This is a genomic window from Marinoscillum sp., from assembly GCF_040222955.1.
GTDB lineage: Bacteria > Bacteroidota > Bacteroidia > Cytophagales > Cyclobacteriaceae > Marinoscillum.
This window is the reverse complement of sequence record NZ_JAVKCA010000007.1, coordinates 258162-283946: the sequence shown is the minus strand read 5'-3', so window position 1 is coordinate 283946 and position 25785 is coordinate 258162. Positions and strand designations below refer to the sequence as shown.

The 25785-nt window shown below is 45.1% G+C and carries 26 protein-coding genes; 7 read left to right on the top strand and 19 right to left on the bottom strand.

From position 1 onward, the window contains the following. The 5 genes from RIH33_RS03330 to surE all read left to right on the top strand — a co-directional run bounded on the left by RIH33_RS03330 (position 1) and on the right by surE (position 5583). A complete protein-coding gene (locus RIH33_RS03330; RefSeq protein WP_406653658.1) occupies positions 1-915 on the top strand; it encodes an alpha/beta hydrolase in 915 nt (304 codons plus the stop codon). 86 nt (positions 916-1001) lie between these two features. Beyond that, a complete protein-coding gene (gene dnaG / locus RIH33_RS03325; protein ID WP_406653656.1) occupies positions 1002-2939 on the top strand; it encodes a DNA primase in 1938 nt (645 codons plus the stop codon). Between the two features lie 32 nt (positions 2940-2971). Next, the gene (locus RIH33_RS03320; RefSeq protein ID WP_406653655.1) at positions 2972-4189 is read left to right on the top strand and encodes a bifunctional 3,4-dihydroxy-2-butanone-4-phosphate synthase/GTP cyclohydrolase II; all 1218 of its coding nucleotides are present in this window, start codon (positions 2972-2974) and stop codon (positions 4187-4189) included. Positions 4190-4195: 6 nt separating this feature from the next. After that, entirely contained in the window at positions 4196-4798 is a 603-nt protein-coding gene (locus RIH33_RS03315; protein ID WP_406653654.1) for a hypothetical protein, read from the top strand. Between the two features lie 11 nt (positions 4799-4809). Beyond that, on the top strand, positions 4810-5583 hold the full coding sequence (gene surE, locus RIH33_RS03310) for a 5'/3'-nucleotidase SurE (protein ID WP_406653652.1): 774 nt from the start codon (positions 4810-4812) through the stop codon (positions 5581-5583). Positions 5584-5628: 45 nt separating this feature from the next. Here surE and RIH33_RS03305 read toward each other — a convergent pair whose 3' ends face one another. The 12 genes from RIH33_RS03305 to apaG all read right to left on the bottom strand — a co-directional run bounded on the left by RIH33_RS03305 (position 5629) and on the right by apaG (position 16340). Next, a complete protein-coding gene (locus RIH33_RS03305; RefSeq protein ID WP_406653651.1) occupies positions 5629-6327 on the bottom strand; it encodes a DUF6048 family protein in 699 nt (232 codons plus the stop codon). Continuing rightward, a complete protein-coding gene (locus RIH33_RS03300) occupies positions 6299-7018 on the bottom strand; it encodes a hypothetical protein (protein WP_406653649.1) in 720 nt (239 codons plus the stop codon). Before RIH33_RS03300 ends, RIH33_RS03305 begins: the two co-directional genes overlap by 29 nt. Next, positions 7019-9481 (bottom strand): primosomal protein N', encoded by a 2463-nt coding sequence (gene priA, locus RIH33_RS03295; protein ID WP_406653648.1) that lies wholly within the window; start codon positions 9479-9481, stop codon positions 7019-7021. A gap of 52 nt (positions 9482-9533) precedes the next feature. Next, positions 9534-9809, bottom strand: coding sequence for a hypothetical protein (locus tag RIH33_RS03290; RefSeq protein WP_406653647.1), 276 nt, complete (start codon positions 9807-9809; stop codon positions 9534-9536). 46 nt (positions 9810-9855) lie between these two features. Next, entirely contained in the window at positions 9856-11967 is a 2112-nt protein-coding gene (locus RIH33_RS03285; protein ID WP_406653646.1) for a thioredoxin domain-containing protein, read from the bottom strand. Between the two features lie 2 nt (positions 11968-11969). Continuing rightward, positions 11970-12941 carry a GSCFA domain-containing protein gene (locus tag RIH33_RS03280; protein WP_406653645.1) on the bottom strand — a complete coding sequence of 324 codons (972 nt, stop codon included), beginning with the start codon at positions 12939-12941 and terminating at the stop codon, positions 11970-11972. An 85-nt stretch (positions 12942-13026) separates the two neighbouring features. Further along, positions 13027-13467 (bottom strand): 50S ribosomal protein L9, encoded by a 441-nt coding sequence (gene rplI, locus RIH33_RS03275; protein ID WP_406653644.1) that lies wholly within the window; start codon positions 13465-13467, stop codon positions 13027-13029. Positions 13468-13474: 7 nt separating this feature from the next. Next, positions 13475-13726 (bottom strand): 30S ribosomal protein S18, encoded by a 252-nt coding sequence (rpsR, locus tag RIH33_RS03270; protein ID WP_159580230.1) that lies wholly within the window; start codon positions 13724-13726, stop codon positions 13475-13477. Further along, positions 13723-14082: a 30S ribosomal protein S6 gene (gene rpsF, locus RIH33_RS03265; RefSeq protein ID WP_370519053.1), complete on the bottom strand. Its 360-nt coding sequence runs from the start codon at positions 14080-14082 to the stop codon at positions 13723-13725. Before rpsF ends, rpsR begins: the two co-directional genes overlap by 4 nt. Before the next feature lie 105 nt (positions 14083-14187). After that, complete coding sequence (locus tag RIH33_RS03260; RefSeq protein ID WP_406653642.1) at positions 14188-15114, bottom strand: chromosome segregation protein SMC; 927 nt, start codon at positions 15112-15114, stop codon at positions 14188-14190. 66 nt (positions 15115-15180) lie between these two features. After that, the gene (locus RIH33_RS03255; RefSeq protein WP_406653641.1) at positions 15181-15948 is read right to left on the bottom strand and encodes an O-methyltransferase; all 768 of its coding nucleotides are present in this window, start codon (positions 15946-15948) and stop codon (positions 15181-15183) included. Between the two features lie 5 nt (positions 15949-15953). After that, on the bottom strand, positions 15954-16340 hold the full coding sequence (gene apaG / locus RIH33_RS03250; RefSeq protein WP_159580227.1) for a Co2+/Mg2+ efflux protein ApaG: 387 nt from the start codon (positions 16338-16340) through the stop codon (positions 15954-15956). 79 nt (positions 16341-16419) lie between these two features. Here apaG and RIH33_RS03245 point away from each other — a divergent pair, with 79 nt between their 5' ends. Beyond that, positions 16420-17082, top strand: coding sequence for a uracil-DNA glycosylase (locus RIH33_RS03245; protein WP_406653639.1), 663 nt, complete (start codon positions 16420-16422; stop codon positions 17080-17082). Position 17083: 1 nt separating this feature from the next. Further along, entirely contained in the window at positions 17084-17227 is a 144-nt protein-coding gene (locus RIH33_RS03240) for a hypothetical protein (protein ID WP_406653637.1), read from the top strand. A 3-nt stretch (positions 17228-17230) separates the two neighbouring features. On the opposite strand, the gene RIH33_RS03235 is transcribed toward RIH33_RS03240, so the two are convergent. The 7 genes from RIH33_RS03235 to yidC form a co-directional block, all read right to left on the bottom strand. Next, positions 17231-19087, bottom strand: coding sequence for a cation:proton antiporter (locus tag RIH33_RS03235; protein WP_406653636.1), 1857 nt, complete (start codon positions 19085-19087; stop codon positions 17231-17233). A gap of 109 nt (positions 19088-19196) precedes the next feature. Further along, on the bottom strand, positions 19197-20657 hold the full coding sequence (gene lepB, locus RIH33_RS03230; RefSeq protein ID WP_406653634.1) for a signal peptidase I: 1461 nt from the start codon (positions 20655-20657) through the stop codon (positions 19197-19199). Then, entirely contained in the window at positions 20658-21380 is a 723-nt protein-coding gene (gene dapB, locus RIH33_RS03225) for a 4-hydroxy-tetrahydrodipicolinate reductase (protein ID WP_406653633.1), read from the bottom strand. It lies immediately after the preceding gene. Next, positions 21380-21958 carry a DUF5683 domain-containing protein gene (locus RIH33_RS03220; RefSeq protein ID WP_406653631.1) on the bottom strand — a complete coding sequence of 193 codons (579 nt, stop codon included), beginning with the start codon at positions 21956-21958 and terminating at the stop codon, positions 21380-21382. Before RIH33_RS03220 ends, dapB begins: the two co-directional genes overlap by 1 nt. Positions 21959-21965: 7 nt before the next feature. Beyond that, positions 21966-22859 (bottom strand): ParB/RepB/Spo0J family partition protein, encoded by an 894-nt coding sequence (locus tag RIH33_RS03215; RefSeq protein WP_406653630.1) that lies wholly within the window; start codon positions 22857-22859, stop codon positions 21966-21968. A gap of 7 nt (positions 22860-22866) precedes the next feature. Further along, positions 22867-23640: a ParA family protein gene (locus RIH33_RS03210; RefSeq protein ID WP_406653629.1), complete on the bottom strand. Its 774-nt coding sequence runs from the start codon at positions 23638-23640 to the stop codon at positions 22867-22869. Positions 23641-23949: 309 nt separating this feature from the next. Then, entirely contained in the window at positions 23950-25779 is a 1830-nt protein-coding gene (yidC, locus tag RIH33_RS03205) for a membrane protein insertase YidC (RefSeq protein ID WP_406653628.1), read from the bottom strand. Positions 25780-25785 lie beyond the last annotated feature (6 nt).

The window sequence follows — 25785 nt, the reverse complement described above, 5'->3', positions numbered from 1 at the left end:
ATGAGACACTTTCTAGCTGCAGTTTTTATTTTGACTACTTGTTTTCTCAGTGCTCAGTCAGCTTCAGACTTTCAAAAGAAAACGGTAGTCTATGAAGACACGCTGGCCATGGATGTGTTTACGCCGAAGGGTGCGGCAGAGGCTAGTCCCTTGCTGATCTATGTACATGGAGGGGGGTTCTCCGGAGGAAAGCGGGATGAGGCTGGTCATCTGGCTTTTTGCGAGCGCTATACTTCAAAAGGGTGGGTCACGGCTACCATGTCTTATCACCTCACCATGAAAGGCAAGTCCTTTAGCTGCGACCAGCCGGTTCAGAATAAGATCAATACCATATTTGAGGCAGCTAGAAACATCCACCAGTCCGTCGCGTATCTGATTGATCGACAGACCGAGTTTGGAATTGACCCTTCTCGCATAGTGATCGTTGGAAGTAGTGCCGGTGCCGAGGCGGTAGTCCATGCGGCTTACTGGAAGGAGACCATGGCAGGTATACTGCCTTCAAACTTCGAATATGCAGGAGTGATCAGTATGGCCGGTGCACTTCTGGATGCCCGGTGGATCACCAAAGAAACAGCCATCCCCACGGCATTTTTTCATGGCACCTGCGACAATCTTGTGCCTTACGGCAATGCACCACATCATTATTGTGACGCAAATGAGACCGGATTCATGATGCTCGCAGGCTCATATACTCTGGCAGAGCGTTTGCGCTCCCTCGACCAGCAGTATTATCTCGTGACGGACTGTGGAGGCGGACATGAGTGGGCGAGTAAGCCCATTCAGGACGAATATATTGGTATGATCGATGATTTTCTGGAAAGTGATGTCCTGAATGAACGCCATCGTCAAACGCATATCATCTATCAGGAGGGCAAGCGATCCTGTGATTCAGCATTGTCTTTCTGTTCACAATAAGCCTTGCGGAATAGGCCGTTTCGTTTCAGAGTAAAGCCTTAGATTTGTGCTTTGAAAAATCACTCTGATACTGCGAAGATTAACCTATGATCAGTCCTGCTACCATCGATGAGATAAAAAACCGCATGGATATCGTGGACGTGGTGGGTGATTACCTTACCCTGAAGCGATCCGGAAGTAGCTACAAGGCCCTCAGTCCATTCACCAACGAGAAGACAGCGTCTTTTTATGTGGTGCCCTCCAAAGGTATTTTTAAGGATTTCAGCAGTGGCAAGGGCGGAGATTGTATCACTTTTGTCATGGAAGTGGACGGCCTTTCGTATCTGGAAGCGCTGAAATATCTCGCAAAGAAGTACGGTGTTGAGATCGTAGAAGAGGAGCAAAGCGACGAGGCCCAGGAGGCTCAAAACAAACGGGATAGTCTCTATATCCTGCTCAATTTTGCCAAAGAATCATTTCAGGAGCTTTTGTGGGAGAGTGAGGAAGGCAAATCCATCGGACTGAGCTATTTCAAGGAGCGGGGATTTACCGACGAATCCATCAAAGGGTTTGAGCTGGGCTATACCCTGAGTGAATGGGATCATTTGCTGAAGGCCGCTACGGCCAAAGGGTACCGACAGGAATTGCTCGCAGAAGCTGGCCTGATTGTAGTAAAGGAAGAGGGAAAGGTCTACGATCGATTCAGAAACCGGGTCATTTTCCCTATACATAATGTATCAGGTAAAGTGGTGGCATTCGGAGCCCGAATGCTGGGCAAGGATAAAAAACAACCCAAATACATCAACTCCCCGGAGACCGAGCTTTACAACAAAAGCCGAATTCTCTACGGGCTCTTTCAAGCCAAGCAGGACATCCGAAAGGAGGACAACGTTTACCTCGTAGAAGGCTATACGGATGTGATCTCCATGCATCAGACAGGAGTCAGAAACGTAGTTTCTTCTTCGGGTACGGCCCTCACCGAAGAGCAGATTAAACTACTGAAACGATATACAGAAAACGTCACCGTAATCTTCGATGGCGATGCTGCTGGTATCAAAGCATCCATCAGAGGGATAGATATGTTGCTGGAAGGAGGCCTCAATGTACGTGCCGTGGCACTACCTGAAGGAGAAGATCCGGATAGTTATGCCAAGCAGTTGGGTACCAGTGCTTTTAGCCACTACATTGAAAGTGAATCTCAGGATATTATTCGCTTTAAAACCAAGCTTTTTTTGGCTGAAGCCAAAGATGATCCGGTTAAAAAAGCCGGGTTGATCAAAGACATTGTACGGTCCATTACTAAGATCGATGATCCCGTAAAGCGGACCGTGTATCTGAAGGAGTGCAGTGACCTGCTGGGGATTGCTGAGGCAGTGCTGGTGGCGGAGCAAAACAAGATCCTGATCCAGCTTAACCGGGACAAGGACAAGACGGGATATCAGGCAGGTGAAAACCTGACCCCTCAGGACCTGTTGATGGCTCAGCCAGAGGCACCGGAGGAGCTCGATATCATGAAGGTCATAGAGCTTCAGGAGAAGGAGAGCATCCGGGTCCTGGTGAATTACGGAAAGAGTCACTTCACCAATCACGAGTTGGTCGATGAAGATTTGATCTCATACTTTCTTTCGGAGGTAGAGGAAATCCAATTTACCAACCCGGTGTATAAAAGTATCCTTGATATTTTCAAACAGAAGCTAAACGAAGGAGCCATTATTGATGGGGACTATCTCATACAGCATGGCACAGAGGAAATCAAACGCGAGGTGGTGAACCTGATGACCTCAAAACACGAGGTAAGCGAGAACTGGGAGAAGAAATTTCAGATATATATTCCCAAAGAGGAAGAACAATTGAGGGACGTTACCTATTCTAACATACTCAGGTTGAAGTTCAGGATCGTACAGCACCTGATAGAGGAGGAAAACAGAAAACTAAAGGAAGCGACCAATGAAGATGATATTGACATTCTGCTGGACGAAATCAACGGACTCAAAAAAATAGAAATGAGTCTGGCGGAATTTCTGGGGAACGTCACAGTAAAATAACTTGTATTAAGATTGACTGAAAATAAATTAGAATGAGTAGAGCGCAACTTCTTGACCCAATAAAAGAAGCAATAGAAGCCATCAGGAATGGCGAAATTATCATCGTGGTAGATGATGAAGATCGTGAAAATGAAGGCGATTTCATCTGTGCAGCGGAGAAAGTCACCCCAGAGATCATCAACTTCATGTCCAAAGAGGGACGGGGTTTGATCTGTGTGCCTTTGCTGGAAAAACGATGTGAAGAATTAGGTCTGGACCTGATGGTAGGAAAGAACACGGCGGTGCATGAAACCCCCTTCACCGTGTCAGTGGATCTTATCGGTCATGGGACCACCACCGGCATTAGTACCTCCGACCGATCAAAGACCATTCAGGCACTTGTTCATGAAGATACCAAACCAGAAGATCTGGGCAGACCAGGACACATTTTCCCGCTGAAAGCCAAAGAAGGTGGCGTGTTGAGAAGAACAGGGCATACAGAGGCCGCCATTGATTTTTCCAGATTGGCGGGACTTCACCCATCGGGCGTGCTGGTGGAGATACTGAAGGAAGATGGTACAATGGCCCGTCTACCGGACCTCAGGATTATCGCTGATAAATTCAATTTGAAACTCGTGTCTATCAGGGACCTGATTGCATACCGGATGGAACATGAGTCCCTGGTGGAAGAGGAGATTGCTGTAGATATGCCTACCGAGCATGGCATGTTTCGCCTGAAGGCTTTCAAGCAAAAGAACACCAATGAGACCCACCTGGCACTCTACAAAGGTGAGTGGGAGGAAAATGAGCCTGTGCTTGTGCGGGTACACTCCTCATGTGTGACTGGTGATATTTTCGGCTCCTATCGGTGTGACTGTGGCAATCAACTACACAGTGCCATGCAAATGGTAGAGAAGGCAGGCAAGGGCGTGGTGCTCTACATGAATCAGGAAGGGCGCGGCATTGGTCTATTAAATAAACTCAAAGCGTATAAGCTCCAGGAAGAAGGGCTGGATACTGTGGAAGCCAATGAAAAGCTCGGATTCCATATGGATCAACGGGATTACGGTGTTGGCGCACAGATTTTGAGGAAAATGGGGGTGACCAAACTCAAACTCATCACAAATAATCCAAAAAAACGCATCGGTCTAATGGGTTATGGTCTGGAAATTGTTGAGAACGTAGCTATAGAGGTTGTTCCAAATGTCCACAATCAAAAGTACCTTGAAACCAAGCGGGATAAAATGGGGCACGAGATTCTGAAAAAATAACTGTTGATGAGGAGACTATTTTTATTTTTGACCTTCTGTGCTGCCGGGTTTGTAAGCCACGCACAGGAGTTTTCGTCCGAGGTATGGCATGACGGTTACCTGATCACCACAGAGGATGATACGGTACGGGGATTGATTAAATATGACATGGAGGCCAACATTGTGCAGTTGATCAAGGGCAATGTGGTGAAAACCTTCAGTAGTCATAAGGTTTTCTATTTTGAGATATATGACAAAATAGTGGATAACTACCGTCAGTTCTATTCTATTCCCTATAATGTCAACTACAACTATGAGATTCCTATCATCTTTGAGGTTTTGTATGAAGGGCCGCTCTCCTTGCTTTCCAGAGAGGCCATCGTGCAGGAAAGTGTCTCCAATAGCTCAGCGTATTGGGGTGGGTCCTTTGTAAAGGATAAGGTGCACTATACCTTCTATTTTCTCCATAAGGATGGAAAGATAGATCTCTACCTGGGCAAAAAAAGTGATTTGATGAATATCATGTCTAAGCATTCATCAGAAGTGAAGAGCTTCATTAAGAAAAACAGACTGAAGACAGATGAATTGAGAGACCTCATCCGGATTACAGCCTTTTACAACGCTATATAAAAACAGACTACATGTCCAAACCACTGATACTCGTCTCCAACGACGATGGCATTACCTCCAATGGAATTAAGAAACTAGTAACCCTGATGGCTCAGATTGGCGATGTATTGGTGGTAGCACCAGACAGTCCTCAGTCCGGCATGGGACACGCCATTACCGTGGGGGATACGCTCAGACTCACCGAAAACCGACTGTTTGGAGATCAGATTCCGGCATACGAATGCAGCGGCACTCCTGCAGATTGCGTGAAGCTGGCCAAGCATCATCTGCTGAAAGATAAAAAGCCCGATTTGGTAGTAAGTGGTATCAATCATGGTAGTAATACCTCGATCAGCGTACTTTATTCGGGTACGATGAGTGCGGCCATTGAGGCTGCCATAGAAGGTACTCCGGCCATTGGGTTTTCACTTTGTGATTACGACACGGATGCGGAGATGTCTCATGTGGACGAATACATTCTGAAGATTGCCCGCGAGGCCTTGACCAGGGGAATTCCTAAAGGGATAGCCCTCAATGTAAATATACCGGCTCACCAAAACCAGAAAATAAAAGGGATTAAGGTATGTCGTCAGGCCAATGCCAGATGGGAAGAGGAATTTGACCAGCGGGTAGATCCTCATGGGAGAAAGTACTTTTGGATGATCGGAAACTTTGTGAATCACGATAAGGGGGAGGATAATGACGAATGGGCCATTGCCAACAACTACATTTCATTGGTACCCTGTCAGTTTGATCTCACCGGACACCATGCCATTCGCCTGCTCAATGACGAATGGGATATTTGATTCTTACCGGTCTTAGTGTCTTGGTAAGGTGGGTATAATGATCTCTTAAAAAGGTGTGAATTTTAAAAACAGGTTGAGGGCCAAGTTGGGGTTATTGACGGTACGACCAAACCCGGGAACACTATACACATCAATGGGAGAATAACGATCATAGGAGGACATCACCCTGAGTCTCAAATGAAATCCGAGTGAAAACAGTCGGTTGATCCTGGCTTCAGGTTCTGATTTCTTGAACCTGACAAAGCTCTCCGAGGTGAGGACCATTTCCACCCATCGGGCTTCCAGCTGCTTTCGTTCAAATCGTTCGCTATAGTCATCCTGGCTACCTGACTGACTCTCCACATAATACTCTCCCTGGTCGTTAAAATTACTTTTGGCATACCGTACGCCCAACCCCAGCTTGCTGGTACTGTTGATGGCTTTCAGGTATCCGCCACCGATTTGGAAGTAATCACCTTCTGACCGGTATTTCCCGTTTTCAATTCCGTTTTTGGGTTCGAGATCTCCAGTCCCAATTTCCCCTGTGAGGTAGTAGTTGTCGAAGAAAAGCAGAGTAAAAGCCCCTTCATACTTTTGCTCAAATCCAGCTGCCCTCACCAGCGCTTTCCCATAGTCAAAACTGAACGAGGGTTGAATAAAACGCACTTTTTCCTCCTGTAGACTGTCCACAGCTACGGAGTCTGCCTGGCTATAACATTGCCAAATCAGTAAAAAACTAGAAATATACAGTAACGGTCGCATCATCACTTATGCAGTCAGACGGGCAATTTAAAGTTAATGAATCAAAGGAGTGCGACAGAACAGCTAAATTCCCGGCACTTACCTTAGCCACCCGGGCTTTATCAATGGACTCGAAAGTTTCATACGTGAAAGCAATGGCATAATCGATGCCATCGATGGTGATCTGGTAGCTCGTCTGACTACTGGCGAGGAGTAATGGTAGCCTGAAAGAGGTCATCGAGTCTTCGTAAATTAGTGCTGCTCCGGTTTCCAGAATGCTGGTTTGCTGGAGTTGCACCGTACCTTTATTGATCACAGTCAGAATCTTAGTGAGCTCAGTATTGATCGCTGTGAGCTGCTTGGAGTAGGAGGACAGACTGTCTGAAACGATCTTGAGGCTATCGATGGTTTGATTGAACCGGGTCTGAACCTCAACGTACTCTTCCTTACCCGCAGCCACCAGTGTGTCCACTATGAGCAGGGAGTCCTGAAGTACTCGTGACGAGTCTGTGTTAACTTTGCGCAAGGCTGTATTGGTGGTGATAGAGTCTTTGTTGAACTGAATGCTGTCATTGAGGACATCTGCACTGTCCTGGTTAATAAAGACCATCTTCACTGTGGGGTCATAGCGCAATGGCTCGCCACAATCAGCGCATGGATCGCAGGCATACGCCATGATCATCCAACCAATAAGAATATAAAAGCTTTGCTTCATCTATACCGGATCTACATCAAAAATCACTTTCACACTTTTATATAACTGCTGACTGAGCAGCATATTACGCGAATTAAGCAGGAATTCTTTTAAGGCCGTCAGATTGAGTCCATGTTTTTCAAACTTTACAGTAATATCGAACAGGTACTGATTTCTGATCCGACCAATCATAGGCTCCACCGGGCCTATCACACGCATATCACCCAGCTGCTTACGTATCTGTTTCGAATAGAATTGAGCAGCATTTCCAGCCACTTGCTTCTCGTTGTCTTTAAACGTAATACGGATCATCCGGTAAAAGGGCGGGTAATGAAATTGCTGACGTTCGAGGATTTCCCGATTGAAAAAGCTCTCATAGTCCTGTCTTTTCAGGTGTGAAAAAATGGCTTGTTCCGGATCGTTGGTTTGGATGACCACATGACCCTGATCTGCTCTGCGTCCGGCACGGCCGCTAACCTGATGGATGAGCTGATAGGCCCTCTCGTGTGACCTGAAATCCGGGAAATGGATCATTCGGTCAGCATCAAATACGCCTACAAGCTCTACATGGTCAAAATCGAGGCCTTTGCTCACCATCTGTGTGCCTACCAGCACATCTATGTCTCCCCGCTCAAAATCATCGATGATTTTCTGATAGCTGTATTTGCTTCGGGTAGTGTCCAGGTCCATTCTGCCTATCCGGGCATTGGGAAGCAGCAGCTGCAGTTCTTCTTCGATTTTCTCAGTGCCAAAACTCATGGTTTTCAGCTCTTGAGAATTGCACTGAACACAGGAAGAGAGCATTTCTGATTTGTGCCCACAATAATGGCAGATCAGCAGGTTTTGGTGAATATGAAAGGTGAGACTCACGTCGCAATGCGGGCACTTGGGGATGAATCCACAGTTTTGGCAGGTGAGGTAGGGGGCATAGCCACGCCGGTTCTGGAAAAGAATGGCTTGCTTACCTTTTTCAAGTACCCTTTCAATAGCCTCTATCAGGACCGAACTGAAATTGCCTTTAATCTTTCGCTGCTTTCGTTCCTTCACCAGGTTGGCCAGGGTCACATTGGGCAGTATCGCTTCATTATACCTTTCGTCCAGCCTGACCAGCCCGTATTTACCCTCCAGGGCATTATGATAACTCTCCAGACTGGGAGTGGCTGTAGCCAGCAGGGTCTTTGCATGAAAGATGGAAGCCAGGTAGATAGCTGCATCACGTGCATGGTAGCGTGGTGCGGGTTCGTATTGCTTGAAAGAGGTTTCGTGCTCCTCATCTACGATAATGAGCGAAAGGTCATTCAAGGGCAGGAAAATAGCACTGCGCACGCCCACCACGAAGTTGAATTCGCCTTTTTGAATTTTTTGCCAGACCTCTACGCGCTCGTTATCCGAGTACCTGGAATGAAATACACCAAACTGATCACCAAAGACCTTGGCGAGTCGCTTAATGATCTGTGTAGTCAGTGCAATTTCGGGTAGCAGGTACAGAACCTGCCCGCCATTTTCCAAAATGTCCTGGATTAAGGAAATGAAAATTTCGGTCTTACCGCTTCCGGTCACTCCTTTGAGCAGCACCGTACCTTTGGATTGAAATGACTCCAGAATACCTTTTCTGGCTTGTGTCTGAGCAGGAGAGAGGTTGATTTGTTGAGGACCGGATGTTTTCATTCCATCCAATCGTGAGACTGTTTTTTCCCATTCCTCGAACACCCCATTTTTGATAAGCGTCTTCAGCGAGGATGGGCTGATAGCTGATTGGGTTAACTCTTTTTTACTGATCCCCTGCTCATTGGAGGAGGGCGATTCTAACAGGGGAACAAGGCGCAGGTAGGCCAGTAGTACATCCAACTGCTTGGTCTTCTTCTCCAGCTCCGCAGACAGGCTGTCTAGTCCGTCTTCGGTGGCGTGGGGTTTTGAGAGCCTGATCCAGGTTTCCTTTTTCGGAGCGTACTTGTCTTTTACCTGCTCAAATACCTGAATGGCGTTTTTCTCTTTCAGGTTTTTGACATGGTTGTACGGTGACTTGATGTCCAGAATTTTATTGACCTCACTCATTTTGATATCACCAGAGAGGAGGTGATTGATGATCGATTGTTCCTTTTCGGTCAAGTCCAAATCCTCAATCACCGTTTCAGGGTGGAGAGATAAGATGGATTCACTGGAGATTTTGAGCCCTGCAGGTAGCGCAGCATTGATCACCTCACCGAGCGTACACATGTAGTAACTGCTCATCCATTCGAAAAACTGAAGCTGTTGAAGGGTGAGTACCGGCTCCTGATCTACCAGATCGAGGATTTCCTTGGGGTTGTAATTGGTGGGAGTTTCGTCGTGAACGCTGTGGATGATGCCTGTGTAGATTTTTCGTTTCCCGAACTGCACGACAACTCTTGCCCCAATTTGAGGGTTCGGATAAAGTAAATCAGAAAATCTGTAAGTGAATGTGCCTGGAAGAGGCAGAGGTAATATGACTTCAAGGTAGCTCAATCATACAAATCTAAACCAGAAATGCATGCGAGGGTAATTTTTTAGAAAGGGCTTACTGGTTTTTTACGGTTACTGGGGCAGCTCCGTTTTGCTGCTTTAGTTTGTCATAGTTCTGCATCAGACGATCGATCATTTTGATGCTGACACTGGTCATTTCCATCATGTCTTCAAACTTATTGAGCAACTCTTCAATTTTTTCAGTTGAAATTTCCTTATCCTCTACTAGACTTTTTCGGAGACTATCAACATATTTTTTTTCTTCCTGATATAAGACCATTGTAGTTGGTTGATGGTTTGGTGGCTTTAAATTAGGCAATCCCTTAGACATAAAAGTTCTTTAGGGGCTGAAACTGAATTGTGAGTGAGTGAACATATCATTTTCGATCGTGAATCTCAGCCATTGCAGTATCAATATTATTCACCGGCCGCTTACATACTTTATCAAAGCACACGTAGATTGTCGTTTCATTATTCATTGCGGTTTTGTATTCAAATAGAGGCAGGGTACTGCCATTGGTGCTGGCCATGAGGATTTTATTGGGCAGATAGGCTTTGTGAATTTGGAGAGCCTGTTCTTGGGCTTGCTCGCCCACCAGCAGCACTTCTGCAGTTGGCTTAAGCCTGAGCAAGGAAATAGATGCCCAGTTGGAGAGGTACTCGGGCTCCTGTCTAATGAGCTTATTGAGCTGATAGACCATGGTAAAAGACATCTTCTTATATGACTCATCGTCATACATCAGCCCTAGTTTTTGCAGGTTTTCAGCCATAATAGAGTTGGAAGCTGGAATGACATTGTCGAAAATCTCTTTCTTACGGGCGATGAGGCTTTCGGCCTGATTGCTCGTGTAGTAGAATAGGTTTTCTTTATGGTCGTAAAACTCACTAATCACCTGATTTGTCATTGTTTGGGCCAGGTTCAGATAAGTTTCATCAAAGAAGGTCTCGTAATAAGTGATGAATGCCTGGATAACGGCAGCATAATCTTCCAGGTACCCTCGCGTATCGAGCCCATATATTCTGACCAGCCCATCCTTAGTCACCAGATGATTTCTGATAAAGGCCGCATTTCCAGTAGCCAGTTTGGCAAAAATGTTGTCACCAGTGGCCTGATAACTTTGGCATAAACCACTTAATGCCAGTCCATTCCATCCAGCGATGAGCTTATTATCCAGCCCGGGCCTGATTCTACCACTTCGGGCTTTTAGGGCCTTTTGATTGAACCGGTCAACCGTCTGTCTGAGATTGGTGAGGTCAAGGTTGAGTTCTGCGGCGAGCACCTTATCCTCTTCCAACTTTCTCAGGACATTTTTTCCTTCTTCCCAGTTGCCTTCTTTTGTGACATTGTAGTATTCTGCAATGATTGAGAAATCATCACCGGCCATTTCCTTCACCTCGTCGAAAGTCCAGACATAGAATTTACCTTCTTCACCTTCGCTGTCCGCATCCAGGGCACTATAGAAACCTCCATTGCTATCCAGCATCTCTCGTTCCAACCATTGAGCCGTGCCGATTAGGACCTGTTTATACTCGCTTTTGCCGGTGAGCTTATAGGCGTTGGCATATAGAGAGAGTAGCTGACCATTGTCATAGAGCATTTTTTCGAAATGAGGAACATGCCATTCCCCATCTACAGAGTACCTCGAAAAACCACCGCCGACGTGATCATATATGCCACCGGCGGCTATTTTATCGAGCGTAAAGAGACAATGTTCTTCAGCTTTCGATTGCCCGCTGATATGAGAGTAGGTGAGCAGGAAGTTCCACAGCGCCGGCATTGGGAACTTTGGTGAGCGGTTCATTCCTCCCCATTTCGGATCAAATTTGTCTTTCAGACTGGTGTAAGTACTGTCAAAATCCGATAACGTAAGGGTCACGCCGCCTTCTGTAAGCCCGTATTTTTCGGCCTCACTCTGATCTATATTGGCTGCAAACTGTGACGCTGATTCATACAACTGATCATATTTGTGTACATAGGCATCACTGACAGAGACGATGAGCTTTTTCCACTGATCAGGGGGAAAATAAGTGCCTCCGTAAAAGGGCTTTTGATCTGGAGTGAGAAATACGTTCAGTGGCCAGCCACCGCGCAGGCCCATAGCCTGTACGGCATCCATATAGATGTTGTCAAGGTCTGGTCGCTCTTCTCTATCCAGCTTGATGTTGATAAACCGCTCATTCATCAGCCTGGCAATCTCTTTATTCTCGAAGCTCTCATGGGCCATCACATGGCACCAGTGACAGGAGGAATAACCGATGCTCAGCAGGATGGGCTTATTCTCTTCCTGCGCTTTGTTCAAAGCCTCTGGCCCCCATGGATACCAATCCACCGGATTGTGAGCGTGCTGAAGGAGGTAGGGGCTGGTAGAGTTAATCAGGTGGTTGGTGAATTCGTATTCCTGGGTTGTTTCTTCTTGTTGTGTCATATTCTGGGTACACTTAATGAATAAGAGGCTGATCACCAGTGAGCTGTAGATGTGTGCCTTCATGCTCACTGAGTCAGTTGGTTTTTTATCTGCTCCATTTCACCGGAGACGTCTACACGCCTGCTAAGTCCTTCCAGCTTTTTGAGTGTAGACCTGAGAAAACGCTGATGCTCGCTGGTGTCAGGATGAAAGGGACGATGCTCCAATGATTTTTTGACCTTGGTCCATTCACTGATAAAACCAATAGCATCCGTATCTAAACAAGCCCCGATGAAGCGCTCCCAAATGTAATGGATGGCCTGATCGGTAGGATGGATCATGTCCTCCTTGTAGAAACGATAATCCCTAAGCTCATCGATTAGGATTTCGTAAGCCGGGAAATAGTAGGTATTTGGATCCTTCTTCACAATGTTATTGACGGTTTGAAGAAGCGTGGCTTTGCTCACATTGTTTTCGATGAGGCCATCCCGGATGTGGCGTACAGGACTCACGGTGAGGATTACTTTTATGTCAGGATTGATGGTTCGGATCAGTTCCATGGTTTGGAAAAAATCCTCCTCAATCTCCGCCTGGCTGAGGCTTAACTTCTCAAAATGTCGCTGCGGAATCTTATGACAGTTCGCGACTATTTTACCGCTTTCCAGGTGTTTGTACACATAGATGGTACCTAAGGTGATGATCAGCCAGTTAGCACTGGTCAGACTTTGTCTGGAGGTGAGGCTTCTGGTTTCCAGAAGAGCTTTGAAGGAATCCAGTCCGGTTCCGGAGATGGCACTATGGGTATCCCAGTGAAAGTAAACGCCGCCTGCTTCAATGAAGTTATCCGGGTCCAGCCCTTCGGAGAGCAGGAGCCGGAGGTTTTTGAAAATGGAAAAGGGGTTGTACAGGATTCCCAGAGGGTTGGTGACCACATCAAACTTGTGTGCGGTGAGTTTATCCCCAATGTTGTCCGAAAAGCAAGAGCCGATACTGAAAATAGAATCTTTCAGCTTGATCTTATGTGGTGCTTCTGGTATTTGGAAGGGTAGGGTAAACACAGTAGCTAAGTTAGGGAAAGAATAAAACAAAAAAACCCTGATTTCTATTCGAAATCAGGGTTTTCGTATCTTCTGATGACTGTGCTTATTCAGCGATTACACTAATGGTAATTTCGTGATGAACAGCTTTGTGAAGGTCGATGACAGCAGAATGTTCTCCAAGTTCCTTGATACTGCCCAGACTGATTTTCTTTCTGTCAATATCAAATCCCTTTTCTTTCAATGCATCAGCCACCTGAAGGGCAGTGATAGCACCGAAAATTTTCCCGCTTTCTCCAGCTTTGGTTCTGATTTCTAATTTCAGGTCTCCAAGTTTGCTGGCGATTTCTTCAGCGTCATTTTTTATCTTCTCAGCTTTGTGAGCTGCTTGTCTTACATTTTCAGCGATCATCTTCTTGTTGCTTTCGCTAGCGATGATTGCAAAACCCTGAGGAATCAGATAGTTTCTTCCGTATCCTGGCTTTACGCTCACGATATCGTTTTTGTATCCTACTCCTTTTACGTCGTCTTTCAATATTATCTCCATCTCACTATTACTTTAAAGAGTCTGTAACATATGGCAAGAAAGCAAGATGTCTTGCTCTTTTAACGGCCTGAGAAACCTTTCTCTGGTATTTCAGACTTGTTCCGGTAATTCTTCTTGGAAGAAGTTTACCCTGCTCATTTACAAAAGCTAGCAAGAAATCAGGATTCTTGTAGTCGATGTATTTGATGCCACTTTTCTTGAATCGGCAGTATTTGTCTTTTTTCTGCTCTCTGTTGATCGGTTCGTTCTGTAGTGTCATGATGCTACTTCCTCTTTTTTCTTGTTGAATTCTCCTTTTCTTCTTCGCGTATTGTAAGTCACAGCGTGCTTGTCAAGAGCGGTGGTAAGAAATCGCATGATCTTCTCGTCCCTTCTATACTCTGTCTCCAACTTGTTGATTACGGATGTTTCTGCCTTAAATTCAAAAAGGTGATAGAAGCCTGTGCTCTTGTGATTGATAGGATAGGCCAGTTTTTTCAAACCCCAGTTCTCATCATTTACAATCTCTGCACCGCTATCTTTCAAAACACCTCTGAACTTTTCGACAGCATCCTTCATCTGAGCTTCAGACAAAACGGGAGTTAAAATGAATACTGTCTCGTAATCTCGTTTCATAATAATGTTAAATAGATAACTAAAATTTTTCGAAGTGCAAAAGTAGGGAAAGAAATACTAATGCGCAATGAATAAGGGCGAATTGTCAACAGTCGACGATCCTTTCTATTTCACCAAAAAGCTTCCTTTGCCCATCAGGTAGTCATCCGTATAGACCTCCACCTGATAACTGCCCGTGACGTATTCGCTTCCTTTTTTGTAAAAGACGGTGACTAGCTGGCTGTTTTTGTCATAGAGAATCTCCTGTTTGGCAGAGTAGAATAGCTCACGGCCTTCGAATATAAATGAGCCTGAGCCTCTGGTGACATCAAATAGTACGTTTCCATCAGGGGCTATGATCCTTACCAGCAGGTCTTTACCTTCAATGGGAGCCACTTTATTATCGGCTACTGTAAAAGTAATTTTCAACTGATCCACCTGCCGGCTTCTGAATTCACCCTCGCGTTCTTTACCACCATCACTTACTGCAAATACTTTGAGGCCTTCCACTTTCAGCCTCGAAGCAAAGGCCACTTTATCGGCCAGTTCTTCTTTGGCTTTGTTGATTTCCTGGATGGATTCGTTCAGCTGCTGTTTTTCTGTTTTGAGTTCCACGTTCTCCGTGAGGAGTTCATCGTTGAGTTTTTTCAGCTCTTCTATTTCCACATCTTTGGCTAGCAGGAGTTCCTGATAGCCGTCTACTCTGTCTTTCAGGGAGGCCATCAGGTCTTTTTGTCTGCTCTGATTGGTCAGGAGTTGTTTCTTTTCTGTTTCCAGCTGTTGCTTGATTTTCAATAGTGTGTCTATTTCTCCCCCAAGTTGGGAAATGGTCAGGATCTTACTGTCCAACTGACTGGAAATACTATCCAACTGAAGCAATGTTTTGTTGAGTTCGAGGGCTTGCGCTTCTTTCTCCTGCTCCAGGGTGTTATTGCTATAATATAAAAATACCAGAACCCCCAGCAATGCCACAATTAACCCAATGAACAGGGCTGTTCTGTCTTTTGGTTTCGGATTGCTCTGTGGGGTGCTATTTTCGTTTTGTACTTCCATCGCTGTTTTTTGATTTGCACGCAAAAATAGGCGAATAGGCCCGAAAATAATAATCGCTTGCGCTCCTTAAAACTTCAACACAAAGTGTTGCTTTTTCATAGGGTGATGTGGAAATATGATTCCGGCCTGGAAGAGGTCAATGGTCAGAGAGTATGCCGGATCGTCAACGATGGTTTTCCAGCTGTTGCTCATGTCATGAGACCAATGAATGTCGTGAAGGATGATGCACTGGGTGTCGGGCGAGTATTTTTGAATGGCATCAAGGTAGAATGTGATGGTTTCCGATCGGTGATCGGCATCCAGAAAAATCAAATCAGGTTGCGCCTCCCTGAGGCTTGGCACAAAGGTGTCCCTCACGTGACCAGTTACCTGATGGATATGTGTGTGGCCCATGGCTTCAAAATGACCTTTAGCGATGCGGGCGATTTCAGGAGAACCTTCCAAGGTCCATATACTACTGGCCTGTGACTGAGCCATATATAGGGTGTTCAGGCCTATGGATGTGCCGGTCTCCAGTACAGTTTCGTATTGCTGGTGGTTGATCAGCTTGAAGAGAAAGTATGAAAAAGAATGCCTGGAGGCCACTCTGCTGGCCAGTTTTCTCACGGTAGTTTGCCGCCGTTCTCCTGTTTTCGGATCCTGGTAATCAATCTGAGTATCTGAGTTGGTGATCTGTTTCCTGAGTTTCCTTAGGGCGGATTCTTGCTCTTTCACATTCTTCCGAATGACCTTATTGTACAGTTCAAAGACAAAAGGGGAGTGCAGGTCATGGGCATTGAGTCCGCGAGATCTGTATTTCAGATATTGTATGAAAGTGAAAAATGGGGAAGCCAAGTGGGTTAGTTCAATTTGAATGGAACAACCATTTCAAATTCAGGAATATTTACTTTGAATCGTTTGCCATCCACCAGGCGCTCCATGGTATAATGCCCATACATTTTACCAAAGCCGGATTTTAGATTACACCCGGATACATATTGGTGCATTTGACCGGGTTCCAGGATGGGCTGCTTTCCTACCACACCTTCACCTTCCACTTCTCTTTTTGGAAAGGTAAGGTCTATGATGTCCCAGTGTCTGGAAAGGAGCTGTATGGTCTTATCACTTAGGTTTTCTATTGTGATCTGGTAAGTAAACACATAATGACGCTGTACGGGATTGGAGTATTCCTGCTGATATTCGGTATCAACCGTTACCTTTATTCCTTTTGTAGTATCAGTAGTCATTGCTTTGTTTTCGGAGAGAAATTTATAAGATTTCTCATTTAATTTACTATCAATCAAAAGAAAGTTTTCAGATAGTCATATGAATGTAAAAATCGGACCTTCATGGAAGTCATTATTAAAAACAGAATTTGACAAGAGTTATTTCAAAGAACTTACCGGATTTATAAAAGAAGAGTATCAAAAACATACGATTTATCCTCCTGGAGGGCATATATTCAATGCCTTTGACCTTTGTCCTGTGGAAGATACCCGAGTGGTTATCATTGGGCAGGATCCGTACCACGGACCAGGCCAGGCCAATGGGCTGTGTTTCTCAGTACGGGAGGGAGTGCCTATGCCTCCTTCGCTCGTGAACATTTTTAAGGAGTTGAAAGGAGATTTAGGTAAAGACATTCCCCCTCATGGAAGTTTGGAACGATGGGCCCAGCAAGGCATTCTCCTGCTGAATGCTACACTCACGGTTCGGGCACACCAGCCCGGCTCGCACCAAAATAAAGGTTGGGAGGAGTTTACGGATGCTGTGATTCGTTTGCTCTCTGAGCAAAAGACTGGGCTGGTCTTCATTTTATGGGGGGCTTATGCCCAGCGAAAAGGAGAAATCATTGATTCTCAAAAGCATTTTGTGATCAGATCACCACATCCCTCACCATTTTCCGCTCATCGGGGATTTTTTGGTAGTAAACCGTTCTCAAAAGCGAATAATTATTTGCTTAAAAATGGAAAGGAATCTATAAATTGGTGATATGAGTTACTACGATCATCTCGAGGGGCGTCGGGAAAGAAAAAACACACTACCGGGATGCATGATGCTCGTGGGATTTATCGTCGGTATGATCATGTTGATCAGATTAATAGCCTATTTACTCACCCCGGTTCCTATCCAATAGCTTCTATGATTGGATGTACTCAACATCCTCATCGTCATCCGCTACGGTTTCCGAATCAAAGTTGGGTTTTTTCACATACACGAGCGAGGTAAGTTTGTCAGTTTTACTGGTATAGCCTGTGATAAACTGAAACTCATCCCCCTCTCCGGTTAAGAATAAAGGAATCATCCTCTTAGCATACTCCTTTCTAAAATCCTCATACTCAGACTGACTTTCAAAAGACATCTCGGAGAATGGATTTTTCACCCTGATCAATTGAACCAATGTAACAAAATCAACCCGGGCATTGAATAGAACATTTTTAGGTAACGGAAGGTTAGTGTTATCTGTTTCTTCCTTGCTGGCCAGCCTGAATACATTGGTTTCACCAAGTTCCTTTTCAAACCATGTGCAGGCCAGGTCATTAAGCCCGGAGTTGGACGTCATGGCAACAAGCTTGCCTATTTTGGAAAGGTCTATTTCATCAAAGATCTGATCAGACAGAATGTTGGCTTGAAGGGTTTTTAGTCCTGCTTTTTTGGCTTCTTTGATACTTGGGGCTGAGGTATCCACGAGCAGCACATAGGTACCATGGTCTTTAATGACCTGGGCAACCTTGCGGGCGAGCTCATTGGCACCCACGATTAAAATACCTTTTGGCTCAGCACGCTTCACGCCCAATAGCGCAGCCACATACTTGGCAGAAGAGCCTTGTAGCACCACGGTGCCAACGATAATGAGGAATACGAGAGGAAGCAGTAGCTCCGCTTCTTTTGGGTCTATTTGCGTGTCGCCCTTGATCAGGTCAAGAGAAAAGAGTGAAGCCACGGCCGCTGCGACAATCCCTTTAGGGCCGATCCATGAGATGAAGACGATCTCTCTCCAGTTGAGGTGGGAGCCAATGGTACTCAATAAAACCCCCAGGGGTCTCACAATCAGTATAATGATCAGGAAGAGAATCAGACTCTCCCAACCTAGTTTCTCTATTTGAATGATGTCTATCCTGGAAGAGAGCAAAATGAAGAGCACTGAGATAAGAATCACACTGATGTCTTCTTTAAACGAAAGGATCTTTTTTAGCTCTTCCAGCTTCACATTGGCGAGCGCAATTCCCATCACCGTGGCCGCCATCAGGCCTGCCTCAGCGTGAATCATCTCCGATACTGCAAAGGTGAAAATTACCAAAGCAAGCGTAAATACATTCTGGAGATAGCTCGGTAATGCGTTGTTTTTGATAAGAGAGTATAGAAAAAAAGCACCAAGTCCACCTGAAACTATGCCTGCTGATACGGTGATGAAGAAGTCCTGAAACACTTCAGTAGGGTAGTCAGCACCATGCTTGGAAGATAGAATGAATTCATACATCAACACCGCGATTAAGGCGCCAAGCGGATCAATAAGAATTCCTTCCCATTTGAGCACGGTATTCACGTTGGTATTGGGCCGTACATTTCTGAGGATCGGAATCACTACGGTAGGACCCGAAACGATGATGAGGGCACCGAATAGAAAGGACATCTGCCAGCTTAAGCCCATGATATAATGAGCAGATACGCCCCCTCCAATGAAGGTAATAAGGGCTCCTATGATGAGTAGGTTTCTGACAGTACCGGCCAGGCTCCTGATTTCTTTAAGGTTGAGAGTCAGACCACCCTCGAACAGGATGACTCCAACGGCTATAGAAACGAAAGAGAAAAGCAGGTCGCCACTAAAAATAGCATCACCGTCTATCAACTTGCTCCCGTCCGCTGTAAAGAGGGAAGCTATTGGCCCGATGGCTAAACCTATTAAGATTAACGGTAATATGGCAGGCTGCTTGATTTTCCAGGCGAGCCACTGAGCAAAAATACCAAGCACAAAAATACTAGCTAGTTCGAGCATATCATTTGTTTAGGGTACTCTTCGCAAGAGCTTGAGAAAAGGTCCTAAGTTAACACAAGAGCCCAACCTATGCAGTATCTTTTGTTAATTAAAACACCTCAGGGCATTATTATTCGATCACATTGAATAATCTGCTCCATCTGATCTTGCTCAGGAACGATCCTTTTTCATCCATAGACATCCAGATAAACGAAGCTTCACCTACCACATTATCTTCCGGCACAAAGCCCCAATAACGGGAGTCCTCAGAGTTGTGTCGGTTGTCGCCCATCATGAAGTAATAATCTTTGGTAAAGGTATATTCGGACACCTCCTGACCATCAATGATGAGCTTGTCCTCATCAATTTCAACGTCAGTCAGATTTTCGTAATCCTGAATGGTAGAACCATATTTGGCCAGGCTGTATTCGTCTACCTGAATAGTGAAACCGCGCCCAGGTATTTTCAGAGGCCCAAAATTGTCTGCATTCCAGGGGAAGTACCTGGAGTCCGGAAAGATTCGTGGTTCGGCATTTTCTTTATTCATGAACATGGGCTCAGCAGATTTCACAAATTCGAGCTGGGTGAGCTGTTCAGCTTCATACTTTGTAGTAAGCACCACATATCCTTTTTTGCCCTCCGGGGTAACGGCAGGACCATATTCCCAAATATTGTAGTTGCTGAATACCCGATCCCTGATCACCTGATCTGTTTCTACAAAGTATTTGTGCTGCATCATCTCAGGATCTTTTCCTTTCTCACCGTTGAGGTATACCTGACCTGATCTAACCTCTATTTCGTCTCCGGGAATGGCGACACAGCGCTTGATGTAGTGCGTTTTTAAGTCAAGTGGATGGAAATCTCCATCCGGTCTTCGGTTGTAAGTATCGTTCACGGGATAGTTGAATACCACCACGTCATTACGCTCCACTTTCCCCAAAGAGGGCAGCCTGAACTGTGGAAGCTCGATGGCTTCTATGTAGGACGGGATTTCTGTCCCCCAGATTTTGGCATGGGTGAGTGGTATCTGTAGGGGTGTTTTTGGTGTTCTTGGGCCATAGTTGATCTTACTTACAAAAAGGAAATCACCTACCAATAATGAACGCTCCATGGAAGGAGTGGGGATCACATAGGCTTCCATAAAAATCCATCGGATAAAAGTGGCAGCAAAGACAGCAAAGACAATCGCCTCGAACCATTCCTGACCTACCGTGCGCACTCTCTTGGGCATTTCTGTGGCCTTACCCTCATAGGTGGCACTGCTAAAGGCAATGTAAACCATGTAAACAGGAGCGAAGATCACTCCAAGGGATTGATCTTTGTATGAATATCGGCCGAAGGACTTGAGCAAATCCAGGTGGATGGTCAGTGCAATAAAGAAATTAACCACCGGCACAAAGAGCAGGAATAGCCACCATGAGGGCCTTCCGATAATCTTCAGGTGAACGTAGTAGTTATAGAAAGGCACAAAACCAATCCATGAGGGTTGTCCGGCCTTTTCAAAAAACTTGTAATAAGCAATTGATTGCAGTAAGTACCATCCGATTACGAAAATCAGGGTGAATGACAGGCTAAAGTCGTTGAGATACATTTATGATCGATTATTTAAAAACTCTCTTATTGATAAGATTCCGGTCTGGTTAGTTGCCCACTCAGCTACTTTTATTACACCTTCCGCAAAAACTTTCCGGTCGTGTGCTATATGGGTGATTTCTATCGTTTCCAGTGGCGAACGATAGGTGACAGTGTGCGTGCCTGGCACATTGGCTTCTCTTCTGGATAGTATACCCAGCGTTTGGGGTTCCTGAGAAGGCTCATTGACCCATTTTTTTACGGAGGGGTCATTTTGTTGAATACCTTCAGCAAGGGTAATGGCGGTGCCACTTGGGGCATCTTTTTTCTCCGTGTGGTGCACTTCCACCATCTCCGGCACAAATCCTTCCAGTTGGCTCATCTTGTTGGCCAGCCATTCGTTCAGTTCGAAAAACAAATTGACCCCTACACTGTAGTTAGAAGCATAGAGGAAAGTGCCATTGGTACTTGTACAGAGTGTTTTTACTTCATCATACCGATCCAGCCAGCCGGTGGTACCGGCCATGGTTTTCACCTTATTGGAAAGGAGGGTGGTAATGTTATCATAAGCTGAAGAAGGCTGTGAGAACTCAATAGCCATGTCTGTATTATCAGGTGATATCTTGTGGATGTCCGAGTGGTTCTCCTGGTCTATGATGAAACTGATTTCGTGACCTCTCGCCTTGGCAATTTGCTCAATGGACTTGCCCATTTTACCATATCCTATCAGTGCGATGCGCATTATTTTATACTTAGTGAGATTGAAAAGCCTAAAGCTTGCGAAAATAATGGAGTTGATTGAATAGATGGGGATACTTTCAGAGAAAGGTTGTCATTCACATCGAATTCGTTCAAATGAGCAGATACGTGGGCATCCACCACATTGAGTAGGTAGAAGGCTGCACCAATCAGAATAAGCAGGTCCCTGTTTCTCCTGAATGCGTCTCTATTTCGGGTGAGTGCGGTTTCCTGAAACCTGTCTTTGTATGGGTTGACGGTGTTGGGATCTGAATCTACTTCGGCAATGAGTGAATTGCGCATCTCATTGTAAATTTGATTGTTGTAATTGATGTAATGACCGAAGATCAGACCACCGCCATAGATCAGGGGGATTTTCCAGTACTGATTGTTGTAGGCCTGTCCCAGTCCAGGCAATACGGCTGATAAAAGCGCTGCTTTGTTGGGATCGAGTTCAGAAACGGTTTTGATGGTTTCTATCTGGCTGAGGTCAGAATTCAAAAAAAGTGAATCTGCCCGGTTGCGCTGCGCATTGCTGCCAAATGCTACCAATAGCAGCGCCATTGGTAGCCAGTACTTCAAGGGGTTGTTACACATTGAGTAATTCGAGAATCCTGTCCAGCTCTTCTGCTGAAATAAATGGAATCTTGATTTCTCCTTTGTTATTGCTATCTGCTTTGACCTGAATCTTAGTTCCAAAGTGTGTAGTTAATTTGTCCTGCAATTTAGCGATCTCAGGATTAATTTGCTCCTTGGGTTTTGGTGTTTCTTTCTTCTCAGAATTCAGGTCTCTTACGAGTTCCTCTACCTTCCTGACCGACAGCCCTTCGTTGACTGCCTTTTTGAAGATGGCCAACTGCTGTTCTACATTCTCGATGTTTACAATGGCCCTGGCATGTCCCATAGAGATTTTCCCATCCCTCAGAGCGATCTGGATGTCTGGCGGTAGTTTAAGTAATCTCAGGTAATTATTGACTGTTGTCCTGTTTTTCCCTACTCTGTCTCCAAGCTCCTCCTGCTTCAGATCGCATTCGGAGAGTAAACGCTGGTAACTCAGGGCTATTTCAATGGCATTGAGGTTTTCTCGCTGAATGTTTTCAATCAGCGCCATTTCCAGCATCTGTTGATCATCTGCGGTACGGATATACGCTGGAATGGCCGTTAATCCGGCTCTTTTACTGGCCTGCAGTCTACGCTCTCCCGAGATCAGCTGAAACTCATTCTCGCTAAGTGCACGAACGGTGATGGGCTGAATAATGCCTTGTACACGGATAGATTCGGCCAGTTCTTCCAGGGCTTCTTCATTAAAATCCGTACGGGGCTGAAATGGGTTGACTTCTATCTGATCAACAGGTATTTCACTGATGGCTCCTCTGATGGTGGCACCGGATCCGCTGATGTTTTCCTTTTCTTCGGAATCTTCCAGCAACGCACCTAAACCTCTACCTAGTCCGGTTTTCTTTTTCCACTTTTTATCTGTCATGTTCCTGTTATGCCGTTACTTCGTTTCGCTGCATGATTTCCCGAGCCAGGTTCAGGTATGCCAATGAACCTTTACTTTCCGCATCATGTGAAATGGCAGGCACTCCAAAGCTGGGAGATTCACTCAATTTGATGTTTCTGGGAATCAGTGTTTCAAATGCCATGCTCTTGAAGTGAGTTCTCACTTCTTCCACTACCTGATTGGACAGGTTGAGACGGAGATCGTACATCGTAAGCAGGATGCCTTCTATTTCCAGTTCAGGATTAAGCCTGTTTTGAATGATTTTGATGGTATTGAGAAGTTTCCCCAACCCCTCAAGGGCAAAATACTCACATTGCACGGGTACAATCACTGAATCAGCGGCTGTCAGTGCATTGACGGTAATGAGGCCGAGTGATGGAGAGCAGTCAATGATCACATAATCATACTTCTCTTTCACTTTACTCAAAGCTTCCTTCATTTTGCCCTCTCGCTGAGCAACACTCACCATTTCCACTTCAGCACCAACCAAATCAATATGGGAGGGGAGCAGGTCAAGGAATTTGATGTCCGTAGACACGATGCTTTTCTCAGCATCGGCGCCATCTACCATGCACTCATATATACTGATTTCTACTTCTTTTGGGTTCTTACCCACACCAGAGGTAGCATTTGCCTGAGGGTCAGCATCTACTATTAAGGTTTTTAACTCGAGGGCGGCTAAACTGGCAGCCAGGTTAATGGCTGTGGTTGTTTTACCTACTCCTCCTTTTTGATTTGCTATCGCAATAATTTTACCCATAGTTCAATTGGAAACTTTTACACGCCTTCTTAAAAGAGAAAGCGCACAAATATATTTAACATAAAGACAAGATAAAGATAGCGCCCAGAAAGAAAAAGTCGTCATCCCCCGGTGTTAAGCTTTAGTAGGTTAGTAATCAATTAATTAACATTTCAATTGTGTATAAATGGTTGATTACTTTTTTGGCAGTGCCAAATTGTGGATAAACCTGGCTCATATCACTTTCGGTAAATTTTCCACTGAAAAAAGAAAATCACTTAACCATGAGATTAAGTGACTTCCCTGCTCGAAAGAGTTGTTAACCCGGCTTTATTTTTTGCCTGGTTTTTTCTTTTGATCTTTAGCCCTCATGGCTTCTTCCAACTTTTGCTGGAAGGAAGATTTCTTCTTATTTACATTCTTCTTTCTGTTTTCATCCAGTACTTTCTTGATCTTATCTTCATCAATGAATTTACGGAAGAGTGCTATCTGCCCGAAGGAGACGATGTTGGAAACAAAATAGTAGAAAGTAAGACCTGATGAGTAGCTGTTCAGAAAGAACAGGAACATGATCGGCATGATGTACTGCAATGACTTCATGGGACCTTGTACGGTGGTCATTTGACTGTTTGACCAGGTGTAAAGAATGGTAGAAGCAGTCATCAGCAGAGTGAACAAACTGACGTGATCGCCATAAAATGGAATTACAAAAGGTAAGTCCAAAATGCTATCGTAGGTAGAAAGGTCAGTAGCCCAAAGGAAACTTTCTTGCCTCAGCTCTATGGAGTTAGGGAAGAAATAGAACATGGCAAAGAGGATCGGCATCTGTAATAGCATGGGGATACAGCCACTCAATGGATTAATTCCTACTTTTTGGTAAAGGGCCATCTGTTCCTGCTGAGCTTTCTGAGCATCATCACCGTGCTTGGCTTTGAGTTCGTCCAGTTCTGGCTTCATTACCCGCATTTTGGCCATACCCATGTGCGACTTGTAAGTAAGGGGTGCCAGCACTATTCTCAGGATGATCACCATGATGATGATGATCACTCCATAGTTAGAAATGTATTGCTCCAGAAAATGAAAGATCGGAATGATGGCAAATTTGTTGATCCATGAAAGGATGCTCCATCCGAGATCTACGTTTTCTGAAAAGTCCGGAGCGACATCTTTCAGAATGGCGTAGTTGTTTGGTCCGTAGTAAAACTTAAAGGTAGAGTTGTTGCCAATGAAGTCTGCGTATGGCAGAGTCATGGTCATGGCCATGTTTTTCACTGATGTGGTATCCTCAAAATCGGTGTAACTGCTTACCTGTCCATTGGTGAATGGAGTCGCCGAAATGATGGCGCTGGTGAAGAATTTTTGTCTGAATGACACCCAGTTGGTAGCCAGATCAATAGTTTCTTCCTCTTTTTCCGTAGAGGTGGCAGAGAGTTCGTCTACATCTCCATCTGTAAAGCGGTACTTAACAGTGGTGCGATTTCTTGCGTCTTTGAAGTCTTTTTCAAGCCTGTTTGCACGCTGGTTCCAGGCGAAACTCACCTGCTGACCAATAATGGACTCCAGTCCATTTTGAACAACCGTCATGCCTATTTCATAGCCATCTCCAGGGATGGTGTATTTGTAGGTAACAGACTGTCCTTCAGGTAGGGTAAGTCGGTACTCCAGCACTGTGGTATCCCCGGCTTTGGTGACGTTGCTTTTGCCTCTTCCAGTAAAGTATAATTCAGACAGATCAACTTTTCTCGACAAATGATCCACGTAAATGTGCTGGGCAGCATGGGCATCGTCTATCAGCACCAGTGGATCTCCTCTGAAATCCTTGAAGTCTTTGAGAATGATCTTGTTGACCACTCCACCTTTTGAGGAAAACGAAACGATCATTTTCTCATTTTCAATGGTAGTGACTTTTTCCTCCCCTTCAGCGGCTGCTGAGAAGAGGCCAAATTTCATTTCACTCAGGCGGGTTTTGGCACTATCTGAAAGTACGGTAGTGCCGGGCTGACTGATTGCTGACTGTTGTGGGTCATCTATGATTTGTGAGGAATCGCTCTTGTTGAGTTGAGAGATTTGCTCGGGGTTTGGCTCAGGTGCGAAAAATTGAAAATAGATGGTGATAAACACCAACATCAGAATCAGACCTGTTAATTGATTTCTGTCCATAAATTT